At 63.6% G+C, this 23210-nt stretch carries 27 protein-coding genes; 18 read left to right on the forward strand and 9 right to left on the reverse strand.

Features of this window, described 5'->3' with window-relative positions; translation table 11 throughout:
• Positions 1–480: 480 nt before the first annotated feature.
• From QMG25_RS10300 to QMG25_RS10325, 6 genes are all read right to left on the reverse strand, one after another.
• A complete protein-coding gene (locus QMG25_RS10300; protein ID WP_283459933.1) occupies positions 481–1686 on the reverse strand; it encodes a CynX/NimT family MFS transporter in 1206 nt (401 codons plus the stop codon).
• Between the two features lie 160 nt (positions 1687–1846).
• Positions 1847–2473, reverse strand: coding sequence for a hypothetical protein (locus QMG25_RS10305; protein WP_283459934.1), 627 nt, complete (start codon positions 2471–2473; stop codon positions 1847–1849).
• A 107-nt stretch (positions 2474–2580) separates the two neighbouring features.
• Positions 2581–2985 carry a DUF4383 domain-containing protein gene (locus tag QMG25_RS10310; protein ID WP_283459935.1) on the reverse strand — a complete coding sequence of 135 codons (405 nt, stop codon included), beginning with the start codon at positions 2983–2985 and terminating at the stop codon, positions 2581–2583.
• Positions 2986–3236: 251 nt separating this feature from the next.
• On the reverse strand, positions 3237–3548 hold the full coding sequence (locus QMG25_RS10315; protein ID WP_283459936.1) for a protealysin inhibitor emfourin: 312 nt from the start codon (positions 3546–3548) through the stop codon (positions 3237–3239).
• A complete protein-coding gene (locus QMG25_RS10320) occupies positions 3545–4624 on the reverse strand; it encodes a M4 family metallopeptidase (protein WP_283459937.1) in 1080 nt (359 codons plus the stop codon). Before QMG25_RS10320 ends, QMG25_RS10315 begins: the two co-directional genes overlap by 4 nt.
• Positions 4625–4745: 121 nt before the next feature.
• Entirely contained in the window at positions 4746–5225 is a 480-nt protein-coding gene (locus QMG25_RS10325) for an Lrp/AsnC family transcriptional regulator (RefSeq protein ID WP_283459939.1), read from the reverse strand.
• 143 nt (positions 5226–5368) lie between these two features.
• On the opposite strand from QMG25_RS10325, the gene pdhA reads away from it, so the two are divergent.
• The 4 genes from pdhA to QMG25_RS10345 all read left to right on the forward strand — a co-directional run bounded on the left by pdhA (position 5369) and on the right by QMG25_RS10345 (position 9531).
• Positions 5369–6553 (forward strand): pyruvate dehydrogenase (acetyl-transferring) E1 component subunit alpha, encoded by a 1185-nt coding sequence (gene pdhA, locus QMG25_RS10330; RefSeq protein WP_283459940.1) that lies wholly within the window; start codon positions 5369–5371, stop codon positions 6551–6553.
• The gene (locus tag QMG25_RS10335) at positions 6550–7560 is read left to right on the forward strand and encodes an alpha-ketoacid dehydrogenase subunit beta (RefSeq protein WP_283459941.1); all 1011 of its coding nucleotides are present in this window, start codon (positions 6550–6552) and stop codon (positions 7558–7560) included. Before pdhA ends, QMG25_RS10335 begins: the two co-directional genes overlap by 4 nt.
• Before the next feature lie 2 nt (positions 7561–7562).
• Positions 7563–9056, forward strand: coding sequence for a dihydrolipoamide acetyltransferase family protein (locus tag QMG25_RS10340; protein ID WP_283459942.1), 1494 nt, complete (start codon positions 7563–7565; stop codon positions 9054–9056).
• A gap of 106 nt (positions 9057–9162) precedes the next feature.
• Positions 9163–9531: an SPW repeat protein gene (locus QMG25_RS10345; protein WP_283459943.1), complete on the forward strand. Its 369-nt coding sequence runs from the start codon at positions 9163–9165 to the stop codon at positions 9529–9531.
• Positions 9532–9663: 132 nt separating this feature from the next.
• Here QMG25_RS10345 and QMG25_RS10350 read toward each other — a convergent pair whose 3' ends face one another.
• Positions 9664–10266 carry an SACE_7040 family transcriptional regulator gene (locus QMG25_RS10350; RefSeq protein ID WP_283459944.1) on the reverse strand — a complete coding sequence of 201 codons (603 nt, stop codon included), beginning with the start codon at positions 10264–10266 and terminating at the stop codon, positions 9664–9666.
• Between the two features lie 134 nt (positions 10267–10400).
• On the opposite strand from QMG25_RS10350, the gene QMG25_RS10355 reads away from it, so the two are divergent.
• From QMG25_RS10355 to QMG25_RS10410, 12 genes are all read left to right on the forward strand, one after another.
• Complete coding sequence (locus QMG25_RS10355; protein ID WP_283459945.1) at positions 10401–12008, forward strand: carboxyl transferase domain-containing protein; 1608 nt, start codon at positions 10401–10403, stop codon at positions 12006–12008.
• A 5-nt stretch (positions 12009–12013) separates the two neighbouring features.
• Positions 12014–14368, forward strand: coding sequence for an acetyl/propionyl/methylcrotonyl-CoA carboxylase subunit alpha (locus QMG25_RS10360; RefSeq protein WP_502866381.1), 2355 nt, complete (start codon positions 12014–12016; stop codon positions 14366–14368).
• An 11-nt stretch (positions 14369–14379) separates the two neighbouring features.
• Positions 14380–15543 carry an acyl-CoA dehydrogenase family protein gene (locus tag QMG25_RS10365; protein WP_283460159.1) on the forward strand — a complete coding sequence of 388 codons (1164 nt, stop codon included), beginning with the start codon at positions 14380–14382 and terminating at the stop codon, positions 15541–15543.
• A gap of 24 nt (positions 15544–15567) precedes the next feature.
• On the forward strand, positions 15568–16482 hold the full coding sequence (locus tag QMG25_RS10370) for a CoA transferase subunit A (RefSeq protein ID WP_283459946.1): 915 nt from the start codon (positions 15568–15570) through the stop codon (positions 16480–16482).
• 2 nt (positions 16483–16484) lie between these two features.
• Positions 16485–17138 (forward strand): CoA transferase subunit B, encoded by a 654-nt coding sequence (locus tag QMG25_RS10375; protein ID WP_283459947.1) that lies wholly within the window; start codon positions 16485–16487, stop codon positions 17136–17138.
• Entirely contained in the window at positions 17135–17638 is a 504-nt protein-coding gene (locus QMG25_RS10380; RefSeq protein WP_283459948.1) for a MaoC family dehydratase, read from the forward strand. Before QMG25_RS10375 ends, QMG25_RS10380 begins: the two co-directional genes overlap by 4 nt.
• A gap of 48 nt (positions 17639–17686) precedes the next feature.
• Positions 17687–18511: an HpcH/HpaI aldolase/citrate lyase family protein gene (locus tag QMG25_RS10385; protein WP_283459949.1), complete on the forward strand. Its 825-nt coding sequence runs from the start codon at positions 17687–17689 to the stop codon at positions 18509–18511.
• A gap of 33 nt (positions 18512–18544) precedes the next feature.
• Positions 18545–19099, forward strand: a complete 555-nt coding sequence (locus tag QMG25_RS10390; RefSeq protein WP_283459950.1) for a DUF421 domain-containing protein — start codon at positions 18545–18547, stop codon at positions 19097–19099.
• A 219-nt stretch (positions 19100–19318) separates the two neighbouring features.
• Entirely contained in the window at positions 19319–19609 is a 291-nt protein-coding gene (locus QMG25_RS10395; RefSeq protein ID WP_283459951.1) for an antibiotic biosynthesis monooxygenase family protein, read from the forward strand.
• Between the two features lie 217 nt (positions 19610–19826).
• Positions 19827–20213 carry a hypothetical protein gene (locus QMG25_RS10400; RefSeq protein ID WP_283459952.1) on the forward strand — a complete coding sequence of 129 codons (387 nt, stop codon included), beginning with the start codon at positions 19827–19829 and terminating at the stop codon, positions 20211–20213.
• A 4-nt stretch (positions 20214–20217) separates the two neighbouring features.
• Entirely contained in the window at positions 20218–20493 is a 276-nt protein-coding gene (locus tag QMG25_RS10405) for a hypothetical protein (protein ID WP_283459953.1), read from the forward strand.
• A 121-nt stretch (positions 20494–20614) separates the two neighbouring features.
• Positions 20615–21070 (forward strand): hypothetical protein, encoded by a 456-nt coding sequence (locus QMG25_RS10410; protein ID WP_283459954.1) that lies wholly within the window; start codon positions 20615–20617, stop codon positions 21068–21070.
• 10 nt (positions 21071–21080) lie between these two features.
• Here the strand turns inward: QMG25_RS10410 and QMG25_RS10415 are convergent, their stop codons facing one another.
• Positions 21081–21737 carry a pyridoxine/pyridoxamine 5'-phosphate oxidase gene (locus tag QMG25_RS10415; RefSeq protein ID WP_283459955.1) on the reverse strand — a complete coding sequence of 219 codons (657 nt, stop codon included), beginning with the start codon at positions 21735–21737 and terminating at the stop codon, positions 21081–21083.
• Between the two features lie 100 nt (positions 21738–21837).
• Between QMG25_RS10415 and QMG25_RS10420 the strand changes: the two genes are divergently transcribed.
• Positions 21838–22290: an SRPBCC family protein gene (locus QMG25_RS10420; protein WP_283459956.1), complete on the forward strand. Its 453-nt coding sequence runs from the start codon at positions 21838–21840 to the stop codon at positions 22288–22290.
• A 91-nt stretch (positions 22291–22381) separates the two neighbouring features.
• Entirely contained in the window at positions 22382–22564 is a 183-nt protein-coding gene (locus tag QMG25_RS10425; RefSeq protein WP_283459957.1) for a hypothetical protein, read from the forward strand.
• A gap of 143 nt (positions 22565–22707) precedes the next feature.
• Here QMG25_RS10425 and QMG25_RS10430 read toward each other — a convergent pair whose 3' ends face one another.
• A complete protein-coding gene (locus tag QMG25_RS10430) occupies positions 22708–23001 on the reverse strand; it encodes a methyltransferase domain-containing protein (RefSeq protein WP_283459958.1) in 294 nt (97 codons plus the stop codon).
• Between the last annotated feature and the right edge of the window lie 209 nt (positions 23002–23210).

The following is a 23210-nucleotide window of genomic DNA, read 5'->3' on the forward strand; positions in this document are numbered from 1 at the left end:
TGGGATGACACGGGTCAACTCACCCAAATGGCCAGGGGCAAATACCCCCGAGGCATGATTGATGGCAGAATCGGACATAGTGGCTCCCGTTGGAGTAGATCAGTCTTGGTGGACCGAACTACTCAAACAGGAGCCACACCTCATTCCGCACTAGACACGCCGACTTGACATCAAACACCACGGCCTAACCGAACGGCATTGCCACTAATCCCCACTTGCCGGCCGGATAAATCGCTGAGGCGATTTATCCGGAACCTGGCAAGCGTGGGCCCATCCAGGCCCTCCCAACGCTAGCAAGCTCGCGGCGGGGCCCTCGGGCGCGTGGGCCCAACCATCCGCTCCTCCCCAGTATGGTTCGTTGAGCGTGCCATACTGGGGCCCTCGGAGCTGTGGGCCCATCCACGTATTAAGGAAGGCTTCGTACGGCGTCGGATTACGACGTCGGACGGGGCCTTTCGCGTGCCAGGCGGCGGTATGCCGCTAAGCGGGGGTGGTGGCCGGATGCGGCTTTCGTGCCCGGCCGGCAGCGAGTGCCGAAGCCCCCTGCAAGACGGCGAGGGCCGCGACCAGGAGCAGCGAAGCCTGCCACCCTCCGGTCACTCGTGCGAAGTAACCTGCCGCTACGGGGCCCATGGCGGCAAAAAGGTAACCCACGGACTGTGCCATTCCAGAGAGCTGTGTGGTCTCTGCATGAGTGCGCCCACGCAGGCTGATCAGGGTCAGCGCCACCACCAGTGAAGCCCCCGAACCGAGGCCGGCAACAACCGCCCATGCGATGCCCCACCCCGGATACAGCAGCAACCCGAGCGCGCCGACCAGCATGGGCACGCTGGCGGTGACGGCCGCCGCCACTTGGTTGTGCGGCCGGCGCATCATCCGCGGGATCGACAACCCGGAGACGATGCCCACTATCTGATACATGAAAAGGTGCAGCCCGGCTTGTTGGGCCGAGTTCCCGTTGGCGGTTTCGATAGTGGGCAGCCAGGTGACCATGATGTAAAACGTGGTGGACTGCAGGCCCATGAACGCGGTGACGAACCAGGCCGTGGACTGCCTCCACACGGTACCGACCGGGACCGTAGTCGGTAAAACGGAATCGCTGTCCGGGGACGCGGCGCGTGCGCGGGGCAACCATATGACGGCGGTCACCACTGCAGGTATGGCCCAAAACGCGAGCGAGCCCCGCCATCCCGTGCTTGTTGCCAGCGGGACGGCGACGGCGGATGCGATCGATGCGGAAATGGTGATGCACGCTGAATAGATGCTTGTGGCTCGGGAGATGCGGGTGACGTAGTCGCGCTTGACGAGGGTTGGCACCAGAACGTTGCCGATGGCGATCGCGCTGCCCACCACTATTGTTCCCAACCACAGACCAGGCGCCCCCGTGTAGGAACGGACCACCGTGCCAACGGCCAGAAGTCCGAGTGCTATGAGGATGGTTCGTTCCATCCCAAGACGCCGCGAGACCAAGTGGACCAGCGGGGACACTGCGGCAAATGCCAGCAGCGGCAGTGCGCCCAACAAACCCTGGAGCCCCTCGTCCAGGTTCTCCTCCGCTCCAATGCTGGGCAGCAAAGGGCCCACTGCGGTCAAGGCCGGACGGAGGTTCAACGCCACCAGGAAGACCAGCGAAACCATCACCGGCGTCATGGAAGCGGTCTTGGACATCCTGGGACCCGTGCTCATTGCTTCTTCATTTCGCAGCGGCTGTACATTAGCATGGCCTTTAGATTACCAACCTGGCACCCGGCCACGGCGCGCGGCACGGGGGAAGTCCGATGCCCCTGGCCGCACGAAAGACCCCTCCCTGTGCCGGGAAGGGCCTTTGCTGCGGAGCATGACGGCCTTAGTGCTGATGGCCCTGGTTCTTGAGGTTTTGGATGTTGGCCGGTACTTGGTCGGTGTCTGTGACGCTGCTTTCATGGGCGCCGTGCTCGGAATGCGGCACGGCCAAGCCGCCCGCCGTGGAGGCGGCCATGCCGGCGCTCGCCACAGCCGCGACAAGTACGGAAGCTGCGAACATGGTGCCAACCACTGTCATGGCCGAGTGTTGCTTGGCCCTCTTTCGATCAGTGGAACACCGCAAAGCCGTGTTGCGTTGCCATCCTATGATGGCGACGATGGAGAGCTCGAGCACCACGAGCGAAGCCAACGTGAGGTCAAACGTTCTCCCGGCCTCCGGCAATCGCCATAATCCCACCAGCAACGCGACCAGATGGACGGCAGCGGCGACTGAGACCGTGAGCTGCAGGGTCTTGGCCGCCGGCAGTCGTCCTTGGCGAAACGATGCGAAACCATATCCGAGAGCTGCGAGACCGTAGGCCGCCGAAGCCATTCCGGCTGCACCATTGCCCAAGAGGATCCACGACGGCGTGTCCAGGCCGGTAGCCTTCCCGCCGAGTCCCGGAATGAGACTGGATGCTGCGGCACTTGCCAAGGCTGCGACGCCCACCATGGCTATGCTGACGCACATCGAGCCGAGTTCGCTGCTGGGTTGGCCGAATACTGTGGCTTTCTGTAGCCGTGCAGTTCGCCTTCCACTCGCGGAGGGGACTGCCGGATGCTGGACGATCGCCATGGCTAGGCGGACTGGAGTGTGCGTGCGCGGTCCTGGGAGAGACCGATCGCCAGCAGCACCAAGGCGCTGCCCAGGTGGAGGACGTTGTCGGCCCCGTTGAGGGCGATGATGTTCAATGCGGTTCCTGGCAGGAACAAGCCAACAATCCCCACCAGCAGGTAGACCAATCCGACCGTGGAGTTAACTGTCTTGGAGGCCTTGACCGAAGACAACCCGGCGATCAACAACGCAGCTCCAATGGCGAGGTGGATGACGTTGTGCAATGGGTTGACTTCAAAAATGATCAGATTTCGGCCTTCGGTGGCGAAGAACCCAATTCCGCTGGTGACAAAGAACCCCAAAACCCCTACCAGGAGGTAAACGGCGCCAAAGACGGTGGCAAGCAATCTGTTCGGTGAAGTGCGCATGATGATAATCCTTTTCCCGGTGGCGGGAGAGACTTCCCGCCTTGTCCTGTGAGGGTCCAGGATGAACCCCTGTAGGTTCTTCGGAGCCGGCACAGGAATGGTTTGGATTGGCTGGGCACTTTTATTTTTTCGAGTTTGGGCAGCAACAACTGCGCGAGCCGGAACGGTGCCTTCTCGCTCAGTTTTTGCTTAGTTTCGCGTTGTTTCCCCGTTCTGCCGCGTCGTCGGGGAAGGGTTCCGTGCCGCCGGGCCTACTGTTCCAGCGATTCGGTCCGACCGGGGCACTGGCGCATCCAATGCACCAGCTTTTCGACATCCGCCGGCATGGATTCGTCGGTGAAATGCAGGTCGCGCTGCTGCTCGCCCTCGTGCAGGGACACCTCGTACAGCTGCGCATCGGCTCGCTGCCCGGCAGGAACCGGGGGCTCCATGGTCCGCAACCCTGCACGATCCACCTCCGCTGCAAAGTCTTGTGCCTGGTCCGGCGGGAGGACGCTGGAGTCCACTGCCACGACGGCCACCATGCCGGCAAATCCTCCGCCAATCCGCACTGTCAGTTTCATGGCAGCACGCCCACTTCCCGCCAAGCACCCTCCACTGCCTGTGCTTCCGCGGTGCCATAGAGCGTCCCGGCAACTTCGACGGTGGACCGTGCCGCTTCGTCAAACTGGGTGTTGGCATGAAGTTTGGTGGTGAGCGTGCGGTACCAAATCTTTCCGGCCTGTTCCCATGCGTTCCCACCCATCTCCATCGCCGCGAGGTAGAAGGCGTGGTTGGGGATCCCGGAATTGATGTGTACCCCGCCGTTGTCGTTGCGGGGGTCATTGTCATCGGGAAGTTCCACGTAGTGATCCATGGTGGCTGGCTGGCGGTCCCCGGAATATGCAGTTCCCGGCGCTTTCATGGAGCGCAGCGCCTTCCCCAGCGACGGCACCAGCGCACCTTCCCCAATCAACCAGTCAGCTTCCAAGGCGGTCTGCTTGAGCGTGTACTGCTTCACGAGCGAGCCGAAAACATCCGAGAACGACTCGTTGAGGGCACCCGATTGCTTGCTGTAGGCGAGCCCGGCCGTGAACTCGGTGACCCCGTGGGTGAGTTCATGGCCAATCACGTCCAGCGCCCGGGTCAGGCCGCCGACCTGAAAGATCTGCCCGCTGCCGTCGCCGTAGACCATTTGCGTCCCGTCCCAGAACGCGTTGTCGTAGGCAACGCCGTAGTGGACGCTGGAGACCAACTCCATGCCGGCGTCGTCCAGGGAATTGCGGCCCATGACCCGTTGGTAAAAGTCGTAGGTCTCGGAGCTGCCGTCATAGGCCTCGTTGACGGACGTGTCCTTGCTGGCCGGCTCGCCCCAACCGCGTATCCGCACTCCGGGCAGGAACGTGCGTCCCTTCGTTTGGTTGTCATAGACGGTCAGGCGGCGGGTCGCTGAAATATTGAAGCCCACCAGTTGTCCCATGGGCAATCCGAACTGGCGGGTCAGCCGGCCCATGACGGCTCGTTGCTGGCGGAACGCGGCGGAGGTTGCGAGCGCCCGCACTGCGGCTTCCTTTTGGCCCGAGGTGCCGTCGATGGCGAGCTGCGCCAGCAAATCCGGAGGCGCAATGCTGCAGTGTGTGTGTTGGCGTCTGGAAAACATGGTCTTCCCCCTAGTGTGCGGTGACAGGCAGGTGCCTCAACGCTACGCCGCCGCTGCGAGAGTTGAAAGGGGCAGGCACGGGAAAAGGCTCCGCGAAGGGCACCCCACGAGACGTGCAGTCCTATTTGCCTTCAGTGCCCATGACGCGCCGGAGCAGCGGGTCAAGCCGAAACGGCACGATTTCGTTCATGGCCAGCGAGGTTTCCGTCCGTTCGACCCCGTCGCATGCCAGAATCTTGCCATTGATCCGAAACAGGTCCTCGGCGCCCGTGGACGCAACACGCACCAGCAGGTCGGCCCGGCCGCTGAGCCCGTGAGCCTCCACCACCTCGGGGATGGCGGCCAGGGATGCGGTCAGCTCGCCGAGCTTTTGCTGCTGGACGTGGATGGAGATGAACGCGGTCAGGGGGTATCCGAGAGCTGCAGTGCTGATGCGGTGGTCAAAGTTCAAGAAGGCGCCGCGTTTCTCCAGCGATGCCAGCCTGGCCTGGACCGTGTTGCGCGAAAGGCCAAGGTGCGCGGCCATGGCCACCACCGTCTGGCGGGAGTCCTCGCAGATGGCAAGCAGGATGCGTGCGTCGGTCCCGTCAAAAGTAGACATACTGCGCAGAATAGCACGGTCGCCAGGCTGGAGACAGGGCAGAATGCTCAATTTTCGTGCCGGTTATTGCACCGCATGCGTGACGTGAGTATCGTCACCATTATCGACAAAGAAGTCGCGCCACTGACAAGGAGGCGAGCCAAATGAGTGATCCACGCCAAGAGCCGGAGGACCAGGGGCCCATGCACATGCACCAACTCATTACCGCGGACGGGCAGCGTGTCGAAGACGAATTGCTCGAGGAATTCATTGCCGACGTTGACGATGAAACACTGCTGGGACTGTACCGGGACATGGTGGCGGTACGCCGCATCGACCGTGAAGCCACGGCCCTCCAACGTCAGGGGCAGCTGGCACTGTGGCCACCCATGCTCGGCCAGGAAGCGTCTCAAGTCGGGTCGGCCAGGGCCCTTGAAGCGGACGACTTCATCTTTCCCACCTACCGCGAAAACGGGGTGGCGTATTGCCGCGGGGCGCTTTTTTCGCAGATGATGGGCGTTTGGCGCGGCAATACCAACACTGGCTGGGATCCCTACGAGATCAACATGGCCACACCGCAAATTATCATCGGCGCGCAAACCCTCCACGCCGCCGGATACGCCATGGGCCTGGGTTTGGAGGGCAAGGAATCGCTTGCCATCGGCTATCTGGGCGACGGCGCAACAAGCCAGGGTGATGTCCACGAGGCCATGGTCTTCGCCGCCAGTTTCCAGGCACCTGTCATTTTCTTTTGCCAAAACAACCACTGGGCCATCTCGGAACCCGTGGGCCTGCAATCGTCCGTGCCCTTGGCCGGCCGCGCGCCCGGCTACGGCATCCCCAGTCTGCAAGTGGACGGAAACGACGTCCTGGCAGTTCTCGCCGCCACCCGTTGGGCCGCGGCCCGTGCCCGCTCCGGCGGCGGCCCCAGCTTCATCGAAGCAGTCACCTACCGCATGGGAGCCCACACCACCGCCGACGACCCCACCCGCTACCGTGGCGTCACCGAGTTGGAGGAATGGGGTGCCAAAGATCCCATCGCCCGGCTCAGGACCCTGTTGCAGGGCCGTGGGAAGCTCGACGCCGGAGCTGAAGCCGAGATTGCAACGACGGCCGACACCGTGGGGGCCGAGCTGCGGCAAGCCTGCATCAGCCTTCCGGATCCGGAGCCAATGAGCATTTTTGACAATGTTTATGCCGACAGTCACGCCATCCTCGAACGCCAGCGCGACCACTACGAGAGGTACCTGGCAGGCTTTTTCGCCGCGGAACAGGGCCTTGGCACAAGCTCAAGCTCGGGTGCGGCAGGCACCAAGGGTGCAAGCACCATGGAAGGGAGCCGGCCATGAGCCAGCTGACACTGACACAGTCCATCAACGCCGGACTGCGGCGAGCCATGGAGGACGATCCCAAGGTTGTTTTGCTGGGTGAGGACATTGGCACCCTCGGAGGGGTGTTCCGCGTGACGGACGGGCTCATGAAGGATTTCGGCTCGCACCGTGTCATCGACACGCCGCTGGCCGAATCAGCCATCATCGGCACCGCCGTGGGCTTGGCCTACCGAGGCTTCAGGCCCGTGTGCGAGATCCAGTTCGACGGATTTATCTACCCGGGTTTTGACCAGATCGTGTCCCAAGTGGCCAAACTCCACGTCCGCACCCAGGGGAAGGTACGCATGCCGCTGACCATCCGCGTGCCCTTTGGTGGCGGGATCGGTTCGCCGGAGCACCACTCTGAATCTCCGGAAGCGTATTTTGTGCACACGGCAGGGCTGCGCGTGGTCAGTCCCTCCAACCCGCAGGATGCGTACACCATGGTGCGCCAAGCCATCGCCAGCGACGATCCCGTCCTCTACTTTGAACCCAAGCGCCGCTACCACGCCAAGGGCGACGTGGACTTGGAAGCGGACTTGGGTGCTGCCCCGGCACTGGGCTCGGCACGCGTGGCGGCCGCCGGCACCGATGTCACCTTGGTGGCCTACGGGGCCATGCTGAAAACAGCGCTCGACGCCGCCAGTGCCGCAGCCGAGGAAGGCATCTCGATCGACGTCGTGGACCTGCGCTCGCTCTCGCCGGTGGACTATGTCCCGCTGATGGAGTCGGTGCGGCGCACCGGAAGGCTTGTCATCGCCCACGAAGCCTCCCAGACGCTGGGACTCGGCGCGGAGATCGCCGCCACCATCACTGAACGCTGCTTCAACTACCTTGAGACGGCCCCCGTGCGGGTCACCGGCTTTGACGTGCCCTACCCGCCCTCCAAGCTGGAAAAGCACCACCTTCCGGACCTTGACAGGATTCTTGACGGCGTTGACTGCGCCTTGGGCCGGACCAACTCACGCACAGGCATGGAGGACTGACAATGCAGGTTCAATTCCGGCTCCCGGATCTTGGCGAAGGCCTCACCGAATCAGAAATCGTCAGTTGGCACGTTTCCGTGGGCGACGCCGTGGAACTCAACCAAGTTATTGCCGAGGTGGAAACCGCAAAAGCGGTGGTGGAACTACCCTCGCCCTACACCGGCACCGTCAGCGCCATTGCGCACGAACCGGGCACTGTGGTTGAAGTGGGTGAAGTCATCATCGAGTTTGACGTCGCAGGCGATTCCGGTTCCGCGGAGGATGCCGGCGCCGGCTCCGTCCGAGATGGGGACCCCGCCCGTCCCCAGCCCCGCCCCAACCTCGCAAGCTCGGCGGGGGGCCCCGGGGACCGTGGCCCCATCGCGGACGCCCGAAGCCGCTCCCGGGTTCCCATCTCGGACTCCGTCGGCGCGGAGCCCGAGACCGACGACGAGCCGAAGCGGGTGCCCACGCTTGTGGGCTACGGCGCCGATCCGGAATCGTCCGCCAAGCCCGTGCGCAGGGCACGGACAGTGACCGCCGCTGCGCCGGAGCGAAAGGCGGATGAGGCTCCGGTACAAGCGGACCGGCCTCGGTCCACGCCGCCGGTGCGCAAGCTGGCCCGCGACCTGGGTGTTGGTCTGGAACAGATGACCGGCACAGGGGAACGGGGACTGATCACGCGCGACGACGTACTCACTTTTGTCGGCGACCACAACGAAAATGCCGCCGACAACACAGCCGGCGGTTCGGGCGTGGACGCGGTGGCGGCTCCGGCGTCGGACGTGAAAGCCCGGGACAACGACGGGGACCTGGCGCGGGAAGTGCGCACCCCCGTCAAGGGCGTGCGCAAGTTCATGGCGCAGGCAATGGTGGAAAGTGCTTTTACCGCCCCGCATGTCAGCGAATTCCTGACCGTGGACGTCACGGCAGGCATGGACTTTCTAGCGAAGTTGCGCTCGCAGCCGGAGTTTTCCGCTCTCAAGGTGACCCCGTTGACGCTGGCTGCCAAGGCCGTCACGCTGGCGATTGCCCGGCACCCGGCGCTGAACTCGCACTGGGACGAGGAAGCCCAAGAGGTGGTGTCGTTCAACTACCTGAACCTCGGCATTGCCGCCGCGACGCCACGGGGACTTGTGGTGCCGAACATCAAGGACACCCAGGCGTTGGGGCTGCGCGGATTGGCCGTCGCGCTGGGGGAGTTGGCGGAAACGGCAAGGGCAGGGAAAACGGCCCCTGCGGATTTGGCCGGAGGCACGTTCTCCATCACCAATATCGGGGTGTTCGGCATCGACGCCGGCACGCCCCTGCTGAATCCGGGCGAGGCCGGCATCCTGGCACTGGGAGCCGTGCGCCGCATGCCGTGGGAACACGAGGGCACCGTGGCGCTGCGACAGGTGATGACGCTGAGTTTGTCCTTTGATCACAGGCTTGTGGACGGCGCCCAAGGCTCCCGTTTCCTGGCAGATGTGGGAGCGGTCATGGCAGACCCTGCCATGGCACTGGTGCTCGGCTGAAACGCGGCCCCAATGCAACACAAAGACTCTTCAAAAGCTGTCCATTCGGACGTATATTTTAAGTGACCCCCACTGTGGGAGCCAACTCATGAGGAGGTTGGTAACAATGAAGAGGTGGAATCGCTGGCAGGACTATGTGGCCGTGATTGCAGGCCTGTACGCCGCCCTGGCAACACTCTGGACAACACAGCAGGCAAGCTCCATGGTGATGATGATTGGAGTTGGCGTACTGCTGATCATCGCCGGTGTTTGGAACCTGATGGGCACCGTGCAACCGGTGGCCGAATGGATTCTATTGCTGCTTGGCGCGCTCTTGTTCATCTCGCCGTGGATTGCAGGCTACACCGTGCACACCGGAGCAACCTGGACGTCATGGATTGCCGGTGCCATTGCGTTGATTGTTGGGGTTCTTGCCCTGCAGCCAAGCATGCACAAGGGCACGTCACATCATCACGGAGGTGCAACGGCCCACTGATGACCCTGCATGAAATTCATTGAAACTGTTCAAGGAGTGGTCGTTCCAGACACAGCCCAAGGGCAGTGCATGTGGCTGGGAAGCGCCGGAGACCGGCGCTTCCCTTTCGCTTTCAATCGCCTTTTCCGATTTTCAATCCGGCGGCACGGCCCCAGTCAGCGCCGCCCACGCCATCGCTTCGAGCATGGAGGTGGCTGCTGCAGCCGTGCGGCCGTGGATGCGCACGCTGTGCGGGGTCGAGTTGATCAGCCCAAAGACGGCGTGGGCCTGCAGCCGGCGCAGCGCGGCTTCGCGTTCGGGAAACAACTGCCCGAGCACGTCCACCCAGAGCTCCACATAAGCGCGCTGCAGTGAGCGCACTGCCGTGCTGTCCTGCTCGCCCAGACTGTCAAAATCCCTGTCCTGCACACGGATGACATCGGGCTGTGCCACGGCGAAATCAACGTGGAAGGCGACCAGCGCGTGCAAGCAGGCATCGGCGTCGGAAGCGGTTTGGACAACGGCGCGCCCGCCGTCCAGCAGGTCCTCGCTGACCCCCACCAGCAGGGCTCCTAGCAGTGCCTGTTTGCCATTGAAGTGCCTGTACACGGCCGGACCGCTGACCCCGGCCGCAGCTCCGAGGTCTTCGATGGAGACACCGTTGAAGCCGCGGCGGGCAAAGAGGGACGCGGCGGAAGCGAGCAGCACCGAGCGGCGCATGGCCTTGGCCTGGGTGCGGGTGGTTGTCGGCTGCATGGGACCCTTGCTCCTATTTCCCGTTCGTGTGCTGGACATCACCGGGAGGACGGACTAACCTGAAATTCAGTTAGTAACTATTAACTTAGTTAGTATTAACTCAGTGTAGCGGCGATGACGTCAATGAGGGGTCAATGGAGACTTTGCAGAGCCAAGTGGAACCGACCGGAGCGGTCTTTGTCCGCAATGCCGCCCAGCAGCGCGCCTTGGCCGCACAATTGCGTGAAACGTTGCGCACCACGGCGCTGGGCGGGCCGGAAAAATCCCGTGAACGCCATGTGGCACGCGGCAAGGTGCTCCCGCGGGAACGCGTGGACCGCCTGCTCGATCCGGGCAGCCCATTCCTTGAAGTCGCACCGTTGGCGGCCCACAAAATGTACGACGGCGCGTCCCCCGGCGCCGGGGTCATCGCCGGCATCGGGCTGGTCCACGGCCGCCACGTGATGGTGCTGTGCAACGACGCCACCGTCAAGGGCGGAACGTACTACCCGATGACGGTGAAAAAGCACTTGCGCGCGCAGGAAATCGCGTTGGAAAGCCGTTTGCCCTGCATCTACCTGGTGGACTCCGGCGGCGCGTTCCTGCCCATGCAAGATGAAGTGTTTCCGGACAAGGAGCACTTTGGCCGGATCTTCTTCAACCAGGCCAAGATGTCCGCGGCCAAGATTCCGCAGATCGCCGCCGTCATGGGCTCCTGCACGGCCGGGGGAGCCTACGTGCCGGCCATGAGCGATGAAACGGTCATTGTGCGCAACCAGGGCACTATCTTTCTCGGCGGACCACCGCTGGTGAAGGCCGCCATTGGCGAGATTGTCACGGCGGAGGAACTCGGCGGCGGCGACGTCCACGCCGGCATCTCCGGCGTGGTGGACCACTTGGCGGAAAATGACGACCACGCCCTGGCGATCATCCGCGACATCGTGGCCACGCTGCCTCCCAACCCAACCCCCGCGTGGGCTGTGGCGGCGGGCGAACCGCCCGCAGCGGATTCCGCACAACTTTACGGTGCAGTGCCCACGGACCTGAACACCCCCTACGACTGTCGCGAGATCATCGCCCGGCTGGTGGACGGCAGCAAGTTCCACGAGTTCAAGAAGAACTACGGCACCACGCTTGTCACGGGGTTCGCCACGCTGCACGGGCACCCCGTGGGCATTGTGGCCAACCAGGGCGTACTGTTCAGCGAATCGGCGTTGAAAGGCGCACACTTCATCGAATTGTGCGACCAGCGCGGCATCCCGCTCATCTTCCTGCAAAACCTCAGCGGCTTCATGGTCGGGAAGGACTACGAGCACGGCGGCATTGCCAAGCACGGTGCCAAGATGGTCACGGCAGTTGCCACCGCCCGCGTCCCCAAGCTGACGGTCATTGTGGGCGGATCCTTCGGCGCCGGCAACTACTCCATGTGCGGTCGCGCCTACAGCCCCCGCTTCCTCTGGACGTGGCCGGCGTCGCGCATCTCCGTCATGGGCGGCAACCAGGCCTCCTCGGTGCTGGCCACCGTCAAGCGCGAGCAGCACGAACGCCGCGGAGAAGACTGGTCCGTCGCCGCCGAAGACGCCTTCAAGGCCCCCGTCCTGGCCCAGTTTGAAGACCAGGGCAGCCCCTACTACGCCACCGCCCGACTCTGGGACGACGGCATCATCGACCCCGCCGACACCCGCACAGTCCTCGGGCTGGCACTGGATGTGTGCGCCAGGACCCCGCTGCCGGAAACCTCCTTCGGCCTCTTTAGGATGTGAGCCCCTTGACGCCACCCTCCACCGCCCCGGATGCAACCCTGTCTGACGCGCCGAAAATCAGCCAGCCACCATCCAGCCAACCGCTTTTTGACACAGTATTGGTGGCCAATCGCGGCGAAATTGCCTGCCGCATCATCTCCACCTTGAAGGTACTGGGCATCCGCTCGGTGGCCGTGTATTCCGAGCCCGACGCCGGAGCCCGCCACGTGCGCGAAGCCGACGCGGCGCTGTGCATAGGTCCCGCAGCAGCCGCCGAAAGCTACCTGAACATTGCCGCCATTGTTGCCGCCTGCCGCGAATCCGGTGCCGAGGCCGTGCACCCGGGCTACGGGTTCCTGTCCGAAAACCAAGGGTTTGCGCAGGCGCTCAAGGACGCCGACATCACATTCATCGGGCCCAACGTCGAGGCTTTGAACGTCATGGGTGACAAGATTCGCTCCAAGAACCACGTGGGAGCCGCCGGGGTTCCGCTGGTGCCCGGAATCGCCAAGCCTGGCTTGAGCGACGCCGACTTGATCGCAGCCGCGCAGGATATTGGCTTTCCGCTGCTCATCAAGCCGTCCGCCGGGGGTGGCGGCAAGGGCATGCACAATGTTTTCTCGGCGCAGGAGCTGCCAGCTGCGCTTGCCACCGCCCGGCGGGTGGCCACCGCTGCCTTTGGCGATGACACGTTGTTCCTTGAACGCCTGGTGGCCAATCCCCGGCACATTGAAGTGCAGATTCTCGGGGACAACTTTGGGAACATCGTCCACCTGGGCGAGCGCGAATGCTCCCTGCAGCGCCGCCATCAAAAGGTCATCGAAGAGGCCCCCTCGCCGCTGCTGACAGACATGGCCGACGGCGCTGCCGTCCGGGCCCGGATCGGTGCCGCCGCGTGTGCTGCTGCCGCCAGCGTGGACTACACCGGAGCCGGGACGGTCGAGTTCCTCGTCTCCAACGACAGGCCCGACGAGTTCTTCTTTATGGAAATGAACACCCGCTTGCAGGTGGAGCACCCGGTCACCGAAATGGTGGCCCGGGTGGCAGGGGAGCCGCTGGACCTGGTGCAATGGCAGCTGCGCATTGCCGCCGGGGAGCCACTGACTTTCAGCCAGGACGAGGTCGCCGCCGAAGGCCACGCCATGGAAGCCCGGGTCTACGCCGAAAATCCGGCACAGGGATTCCTGCCTTCTACCGGAACGGTCGTGGTGCTTGACGAGTCGGTGGCAGGCCGCCCGGGCGTGCGCGTGGACAGTTCCTTGTTGCAGGGGCTGGAAATCTCCGCCGACTACGACCCCATGCTGGCCAAGGTCATCGCCTGGGGGACAGACCGGGAGCAGTCGTTGGGGCGCTTGGACGCCGCCCTGCGCGACTACGTGGTGCTGGGCGTGCCCACCAACGTGGAGTACCTCCGCCTGCTGCTCGCCGACCCCGACGTCCACGCCGGGCGCTTGGATACCACGCTCATTGAACGCAAGCTCCCGGAATTGGCGTTCCGCACCCTGGACGCCGGCGACTACGCAGCCGCAGCCCTCCTGACACGGGCGTCGGCGGACCGCTCCCCGGCTGCGGACCGGCATTCCCTCGGCGGGGCCCACTGGCGCGAGGGCCCCGTTGCGGGCTTGCGAGCAATGGGAGCGCCTGGGGACTATCCGACCTTCGGCCGTGAGCGGCCTCTGGTCTCCTTTACGCCGCCTACGGGAACGCCGGCTCCTCTGCCGGTGTTCCCGTGGTCGCCGGCGGTGGAGACCAGCCCGTGGGGCCGCACCGACGGCTGGCGGCTTGGTGATGCTGCTCCGTGGCGGCTCGCGTTTGCCGGGGGTGGGCGCACCGGCGTGGTGACGGTCAGCGGGAGCCGGCGTGGGGCAGCTGCGGGAGGGCCCGGCGTCGTACATGTCAGCGGGGAGGAGTTGGCGGATGACGGCGAGCACACGGCAGCGCTGAGCGTTTCCGGCACCGCCGCAGAACTGGCGTGGGACGGGGAAACACGGCACTACAGGATGGCCCGCAACGGCGCCGAAGTACTGCTGGGCAGTGGCGGATGGACGGCGTCCGTGCAGTTGCTTGGCCGGGATGCTGCCACGGCACGGATGCTTGCCGGCCTTGAACGCGCCGATGCGGCTGCCGATCCGCAGGTGCGCAGCCCCATGCCCGGCACCGTGACAATGCTCAATGTCAGCACCGGGGACAAGGTTGAGGCCGGTGCAGTGCTGCTCGCCGTGGAGGCCATGAAGATGGAGCACCAACTCGTGGCGTCCATCGCCGGGACGGTGCACGTCGGTGTTGCCGTCGGCGCACTGGTCAAGGCCGACCAGGTGGTGGCCACGATTGTCCAGGAGCTCGCAGATGCACCCCATGAAAAACTTGCCAAGGAATCGTGAAAGGAAACAACGTGCCCAACTTTGAACTCAACGAGGAGTACCAGGCGCTCAGCGACATGGTCCGCGACTTTGCCGACCGTGTGGTTGCCCCGGTTTCGGCCAAGCACGATGCAGAACACAGCTTCCCGTATGAGATCGTGGCGCAAATGGGGGAGCTGGGCTTGTTCGGGCTGCCGTTCCCGGAGGAGTTTGGGGGCATGGGCGGGGACTACTTCGCCCTGGCCCTGGCCTTGGAGCAGCTGGGACGGGTGGACCAGTCGGTCGCCATCACCCTCGAGGCCGGAGTGTCACTCGGCGCCATGCCCGTGCACCGCTTCGGCACACAGCAGCAAAAGGAGGCATGGCTGCCGCAGCTGACCAGCGGTGCGGCACTGGCGGGCTTTGGTTTGACCGAGCCCGACGCCGGGTCCGACGCCGGGCGCACTTCCACCCGGGCGCAGCTGCAGGACGGGGAATGGGTCATTGACGGCAACAAGCAGTTCATCACCAACTCCGGAACGAACATCACCACGTTCGTCACAGCGACAGCCGTGACCGGCACTTCCGAACGCAAGGACGGCTCGGTGAAGAAGGAGATCTCCACCATCATCGTGCCCAACGGCACTCCGGGATTCACAGTGGAGAAGCCCTACAACAAGGTGGGTTGGAACGCTTCCGACACGCACCCGCTGACCTTCACCAACGCCCGTGTGCCGGAGGGAAACCTGCTGGGCGAGCGGGGCCGCGGCTACGCCAACTTCCTGTCCATCCTTGACGAGGGGCGCATTGCCATCGCTGCGCTGGCCACGGGGACCGCGCAGGGGTGCGTGGATGAAGCCGCCCGCTATGCCAAGGAACGCCACGCCTTTGGTCATAATATTGGCCACTACCAGGGCATCTCCTTCAAAATTGCGCGCATGCAAAGCCGCGCGCATCTGGCCCGGCTGGCCTACTACGACGCCGCCTCGCGCATGCTTGCAGGCAAACCCTTCAAGACCGAGGCGGCCATCGCTAAGATGGTCGCAAGCGAGGCGGCCATGGACAACGCCCGGGACGCCACGCAGGTTTTTGGCGGCTACGGGTTCATCAACGAGTTCGTCGTGGCCCGCCACTACAGGGATTCAAAGATCTTGGAGGTGGGGGAAGGCACCACGGAAGTCCAATTGATGCTCATTGCCCGCGACCTGGGCTTGTAACCCTTTTTCGAAAGGAACTCCGCCATGATCAACAAAGTAGTTGCCTCACCGGCCGCGGCCGTCCACGACATCCACGACGGCGCCTCGCTGGCGGTAGGGGGCTTTGGCCTGTGCGGCATCCCCGTGGCCCTCATCCAAGCCCTCCATGACGCCGGCACCTCCGGACTGGAAACCGTCTCCAACAATTGCGGCGTCGACGACTGGGGCCTGGGCATCCTGCTGAGCGATGGCCGCATCCGCCGCACCATCTCCTCCTACGTGGGGGAGAACAAGGAGTTTGCCCGCCAATTCCTGGCCGGCGAGCTTGAAGTCGAGCTCACCCCGCAGGGCACGCTCGCCGAAAAGCTGCGGGCAGGCGGAGCCGGCATCCCCGCCTTCTACACGGCCGCCGGAGTGGGCACCCAGGTCAGCGAGGGCGGCCTGCCGCGCAAGTACGACGGCGCCGGGGGCGTTGAGCTTGCCTCGCCGCCGAAGGAGGTGCGCACCTTTGGCAACGCCGAATTTGTCCTGGAGGAATCCCTGACCCCGGATTTTGCCCTCGTCCATGCATGGAAGGGCGACGCCCACGGCAACCTGGTGTTCCACGCCACCGCCATGAACTTCAACCCGCTCTGCGCCATGGCAGGGCAGATCACCATCGCCGAAGTGGAGGAACTTTTTGAACCCGGCGAGCTCGACCCCGAACACATCCACGTGCCGGGCATCTTCGTCCAACGCGTGGTCCATGTCCCGGCCGGCACGCCCGGCAGTGAGAAGCGCATCGAAAAGCGAACTGTTGCAGGTGGCCAAAGCCCCGATGGGGTGCCGGGAGCACGTGACCCGCTTCCCCAATCTTCGCAAGCTCAGACTGGGCCCCTCAGCGGGACACTTTCGGGCGTCCGCGAAGCGGGCGGGCACCCCATCGGGGCGACGGCCACTGCAACCGGACAGGAGGCATGACCATGACACTGACACGGAATGAACTGGCCGCACGGGTGGCACGGGAACTGCGCAACGGGCAGTACGTGAACCTGGGGATCGGCATGCCCACCCTGATTCCCAACTTCATCCCCGACACGGTGGAGGTGGTGCTGCATTCGGAGAACGGGATCTTGGGGACAGGACCCTACCCGGCCGAGGCCGACGTCGACCCCGACCTGATCAATGCCGGAAAGGAAACCGTCACCGTCAACAAGGGGGCGGCGTTTTTTGATTCGGCCACCTCGTTCGGGATGGTGCGCGGGGGCCACGTTGATGTGGCGGTGCTCGGTGCCATGCAGGTTGCAGCGAACGGCGACCTGGCGAACTGGATGATTCCCGGCAAGATGGTCAAGGGCATGGGCGGGGCCATGGACCTGGTGTTCGGTGCCAAGAAGCTGATCGTCATGATGGAACACGTGGACAAATACGGCAACCCCAAAATTCTTACAGAATGCACGCTGCCCTTGACAGGGAAGGGATGCGTGGATTTGATTGTCACGGACTTGGCGGTGATCGAAGTGACCCCCGACGGCCTGGTCTTGAAGGAACTGGCACCGGACGTCAGCGTGGAAGAAATTGTGGCAGCAACGGGTGCGCCGCTGAACTTGGAGATGCATGACTTGGACAACGTATGAGTGAGGGACACTCGGGGTACCCGAAGGTGCCCGGAGTTGTGACGCAGCGGGGGCTTTACTACGAGGAACTGGAAAGGGGGGTCCTCTACCAGCACCGACCGGGGCGCACCATGACCGAAACCGACAACGTCCTTTTCACCACCATGACCATGAACACCCAGGCCCTTCACCTGGATGCCGCATGGAGTGCGGAGCAGCCCTTCGGTCAGCGGATCATGAACTCCATGTTCACCCTGGCCACCATGGTGGGGCAGTCCGTGGCACAGCTGACCCAGGGCACCATCGTGGCGCAACTGGGCATGAACGATATTTCCTTCCCCCACCCCCTCTTTCACGGGGACACCCTGTACACCGAGACGGTGGTGGGCGAGAAGCGCCTCTCAGCTTCCCGGCCGGGCCAAGGTATTGTGACAATGGCCCACACCGGACGCAACCAGTCCGGCGTCGTCGTTGGCCAGGCCAGCAGGACAGCGCTGTTCCTGCTCAAGCCGACCAGCTAAAACCCAACAGCTAAGGAACACACCATCACAGGCACGAGCGAATTCACCATGGGTCCGACACTGCTCTTCGTCCCGGGGGACAGGCCGGATCGTTTCAGCAAGGCAGCCGAACGCTCCGACGCCGTCATCCTCGACCTGGAAGACGCAGTCGCCCCCGCCGACAAGGCCAAGGCACGAGAGCACATGGCCGCCAGCACCCTGGACCCGGCAACCACCATGGTGCGCATCAACGCCCTCGGCACCGAGGCAGCACGGCTGGATCTGGCTGCGTTGGCGCTTGGCAGGTTCAACACCATCATGGTGGCCAAGGCCTCCGACGTCGACGCCATCGCCGCCCTCGAGAAGTACAACGTGGTGGTGCTCTGCGAAACCGCCGCAGGAATCCAGGCGGCCCAGGCACTGGCCCACCTCCCCAACGTCGTGGCGCTGATGTGGGGTGCCGAAGACCTGGTGGCCTCCCTTGGGGGAAGCTCCAGCCGTTTTGGCGCGGACAGCCCCCAGGCCGGGCGCTACCGCGCAGTGGCAACCCATGCGCGCTCGCAGCTGCTGCTGGCGGCAGCGGCGGCAGGAAAAGCCTCCATTGATTCCATCTACGCAGATTTCGCCGACCTTGACGGGCTGGCAGCGGAGGCGGAGGATGCAGCGGCCAGCGGGTTCTCCGCGAAGGCCTGCATCCACCCGTCCCAAGTGGCGGTGGTCCGGGACGCCTACCGGCCAAGCTCCGCAGAAGTGGCCGCGGCAACTGAACTCCTGGCTGCTGCGGAAGCTGCGGGCACTGGCGTTTTCGCCTTCAAGGGGCAGATGGTGGACGGTCCCATCCTGCTCCATGCCCGGCAGACACTGCGCCGGGCAGGTCTGGGCTGGAACTCCTGAGGATAGGCTGGAACTCCTGAGGAAAGGAACCCCATGTGGCATGATTTCGGATTGACGTGGACCGATGCCATCCGGGTGGTGCTCTCCGCCGTTGGGCTGTACGCCCTGGTGCTGGTGCTGATCAGGGTCATGGGACAGCGCACCATGGCCAGCTTGTCCAGCTTTGACCTTGCCGCGGCGGTGGCGCTGGGCGCCGTCGTGGGACGGGCAATCCTCGGGTACACCCCGACGCTTGCTGCCGGCGCCCTGGGCCTTGTCACCTTGCTGGTGTTGCAGGCAGGCACGGGTCAGCTGCGCCGCTACCGCAGGGGCGCAGTGGCGATCAGCAACAGGGCGTTCGTGCTCATGGCAGGGAGCGAGATTGTTGAGGCGAACCTTCGAAAAACCCATGTTTCCGAAACTGAGATCACCGCCAAGTTGCGTCTGTCCGGCATCCGCAGCCGCATGGAAGTCGCTTGCGTGATCCTTGAATCGACGGGCCAGATCAGTGTGCTGCGCGCCGGCGTTCCCATTGATCCGGAGTTCTTGGAGAATGTCAGGGGAGCGGAGCTGATTCCAGCATCTTTCCTGGCCGTGCCGCAGGACTGATCCGCCCGGCGGGAACCAGCCGCCACAGATGAAGGATCCGGAATGCTTCCAAGGGGCGAGCCAACGATGGCTGGGAGCAGGTCCGAGGCAGCCGAGCACGCTTCCACGGACAAGTTCAACAGTGGCTCTTGACCCGCAGCAGGCTTTGCCTTGTGGTGGTCCGAACACTCTCGCGCCCATGGTTGGCACATTGAGGATTCGCTGTGTGAAACTGGTCCCATGATTACCGAACACGCGCTATTGCCAGTTAGGCCAGGATTGGAATCCGAGTTCGAGCTGGCGTTCAGCAAGGCTAATCCCATCATCGCGTCGATGCCTGGTTTCCGGAAGCTGTCCTTGTCGCGCTCACTAGAATCGCCGAGCATGTACCTACTTCTCGTTGAATGGGAACAACTCGAAGACCACACCGTGGGATTCCGGCAATCCGAACAATACGAGACATGGCGTGCGCTGTTGCACCACTTCTACGAGCCCTTCCCTGTGGTGGAACATTACCGAAGCGTCCTGTAACCGAGCTCTGGGTCTTCGATAGGCTGGATATTGAGTGTCGGCTGAACTGCCGGCTCCACAGCGTGCAAAGAATTGAGAAAAAGACTTGGCTGAATTTTCGGACTGGCCTGATCCTCCGCTGAAAGAGACCAAGACCAGAACAGTTCCCTTGCTGGTGATCGCGCCCGCATGTTCGATCGTGCTGGTCGCGGTGCTGTAGCTTCTGCTCAACCCACTGATGCCGAGCCACATCGCCATCCATGCGGGCCCCGACGGGGTGGGCTACGGATCCGCACTGATCATGATCGCCGTCGCCTGCGCCATCGCGGCAGTGACCTTCGTGATCGGAGGTGCCACTGCCAGGGAGTTCTTGAAAGACGACCACTGGTTTCAGACCGAGAAATCCATCGCGGTCGGCATCGTCTCGCTGGGGTATGGGGTGATCGGCTTTGCCTTGGCAACCATCTTCAGCATTGTCGGAGTCGACCCGGAAGAGGTATCGGTCGATTCCGTGGGCAGGGGGCTGCTTGGCTTCCTGCTTTTATTTACTGCCGCAGTCTGGATCCATGTCGCCGTGCTTCCACGAGCAAGAATGCAAACCATCACCACGACACGAGGAGATTGAGCACATGTCGCAACCCTTCCCGTGGGTGCCCAACGCCGCCCGGGGCGAATGGCTTCGCCCCACGGAGGCTGAACCGTTCGGCAGCATCCTCCCTATTGTTCCCCGCGGGTTCGCGGCCTATGCGCGCGTTTTTCACGCCGTGGAGCGCGACCGACCGCGCGAGAAGAAAACATGGCACGGCCTCGATGAGGCCACGTGCTTTGACGGTGTCGAGGACATAGCAGCGATGCTCGAGACTGAACGCGCCACTTGGGCCATCTCCGCCGACGGCTGGCGGTAGGCGACACACAAGAAGGCTGCATTGACGCCGCCTCGCTGACGGCAGCGGCCGTGGTGCTGGCCCGCCATACCGCCACTGCGGATTCGGCATCGCCGCGATCTGGGAGGGGTGGGGAGGCCTTGTGAGCTCGGCAGGGGTTGCGTACCTCGTGTGTGAGTCGAACGAAGGACTGCCTGACCCCTACACCGGCGAAACGGCTGCGCACACCGGCGATCCGGAACCAGGCTCCGGGCTGCTCGCTCGTGAGGTCGCAACGGGGCCGCGCTTCGACCTGCACGGAGACGCCGGGCGGCGCTGTGTTCTGTTCGAGGCGGGGGCGAATGACTTCGAGGATCCGGCCTGGCCTGACCGTGCACCGTGGGTCGATGAGGCCATGTGGGCACAGTCGCCCAACATCCTGTGGCCCGAAGACCACTCGTGGGTGCTCGCCACCGAGATTGACTTCGACTCCACGCTCGTTGCGGGGAGCTTGGCGCTGATTCGCGAACTTGTGCAGTCCCCGGGACTGGAAGTGTTGCCCATTCGCCCCGACACAGATCTGAGCCGGGACGGCGACGTGCCCATTCGCCCCGAGTAAAGTAGCAGGCTCACGGCCGCAGGTGTTGGATGTCCCATCCGGACCCGGTCCGGACATAGCGGAGACGTTGGTGGTCGCGGCTCGGATCGCCTTGCCAGAATTCGATTGAGTTGGGCACGATGGTCCAGACCGTCCAATGCGGAGAAACAACATGGTCGTCGGCCTTCATTGTCGCCTTGGCTTGTTCCAGCTCCGCGTCCCGGGCGGCCTCATCGGAAATGACGGAACTTTGTCCACCGGCCAAAACTATTGCCCGCGCCTGTGGGTGGCGCGCAAGGAAGTCCTCGGCCGACTCCGACGCGGAAGCCTGTTCGGCGACTCCGCGCACTCGAACCGAGCGGGCCAAGGGGCCCCAGAGGAACGTGAGGGCGCAGTTCGGATTGTGACGCAGTTGAAGCCCCTTGGGTGATTCGTCGCTGGTGGCGATCTTGAAGCCGCAATCGTCCGTCACGTCCTTGACGATCAACACGCGGGCATCAGGCAGTCCGTCCCCATCCACCGTTGAAAGCGTGGCCGCACGGGCTTCCGGCACACCGGCACCGATGGCGTGCCGAAGCCACTGCAGGAACAGCTCCTGTGGTGCATCCGGTGCTGAGCTCCAGTCGAAGGGCGGGGCTTGGCCAACAATGGAGGGAACTCCTCGAAGTTCATCACGAAGTGTCTGCATCGACCCATTCTCCATTAAGCGGGATGGCCAGGGAAGCCGGCAGCGTCAGTTGGCCGCATCTGATGCGAGCAAAGGATGGGCCGCCTGCCATACTCTGATCATGACCGCCTCCTTCGAATGCACCACACGGTCGAGCATGCCCAAAGCGCAGCTGTTTGACCTTGCCCGCAACATCGACGCGCACGAGGATTCGATGGCACGCTCGCGTGAACAGGCCGTGGCGGGTGTCACCTCCGGTCTCATCGCATTGGGCGAAGAAGTGACATGGCGGGCATGGCATTTCGGCGTTCCGCTGCGCATGACGAGCCGAATAACGCAGATGGAGGCGCCGGACTATTTCGTCGACGAGCAGGTCAAGGGTCCGTTCCGTCATTTTCGGCATGTCCATGAGTTCAGCCATGATTCGAGCGGAACCACGATGGTTGACCGTATCGAGTTCACGGCACCCTTTGGCCTTGTGGGACGTCTCGTTGAGAAGCTGGTCCTGGCCCGCTATCTGCAGAATCTCATCGACACCCGGAATCGCCACCTCGCAGGGGACCTGGCCCGTTGACGGTTCATCTCCAAGCTATGTTTGACGTCATGGGGCTTTCGAATCGAAGGACTCTTCGCCCAAGAGTTGCAGTAAGAGAGGGAGGCTGCCAATGGACATTGTCTCAATTCTGATCATCGCAGGGATTTGTCTTCTTTGCCTGCTGCCGGTCTTGTTTCGGTCCTTCCGGGGCTTCGACAAGAGTGCGGACGAGGGGCGGAACCCTGAAGTGGCGCGGGCCATCAGGGATGCGCGCCACCAAATTGATCGAGGCAAGGGCCGGTACGGGCCGTAGCGGCAACCTTCCGCAGTTCCCCTGCGCTGCACCTCCCCATCGGAAACGTCGCAGTCATGACCGGAATTTTCCGCTTCGTTCCGGTGGCTGCTGCAGTTCGCCGGCACGGACCTGCAGGTGGCCGGCCCTGGCTGAAACGCGAATCACATGGCCGCACTCATTCTCAACCGCCCTCCACGGGGCGGCATGGATGTCGGAACCGCCCAGCGCACAAGCCAGACGCGCCACGGGAGCAAGCCAACGCCCCCGTCCTTGGGTTCTTGCAGGTCGACAACCCCAACCCGGCCGCCGGAAAGGCGCACAAGCACCATGTCCGCCTGGATCAGGATGACGTTCTTCCAGCCGCTGCGTTCAGCATGTCTGCGTGCCTGCTGAAGCATTTCCGGACTTTTGTCGATGCCAACGATCGTCCCAGTGGCTCCGATTCGATCCTGCAACAGGGCAAAGTTCTACCCGGTTCCACAACCAATATCCAACACCTCTTGGCCGTTGGAGGGCGCCAGCGCCTCGATGCCGAGAGCACGGCCAGCGTGATATACAGGGTATTCCCCGGATAATGGATCATAGAACGGTGCGAACCACGAGTACTTGTTGCCCATGGGGGATTCCCTCCGATTCATCACGGCCAAGGGAACCGGCTGCTGGG

Origin of the sequence: Arthrobacter sp. H35-D1 (assembly GCF_030063185.1) — a bacterium.
GTDB lineage: Bacteria > Actinomycetota > Actinomycetes > Actinomycetales > Micrococcaceae > Specibacter.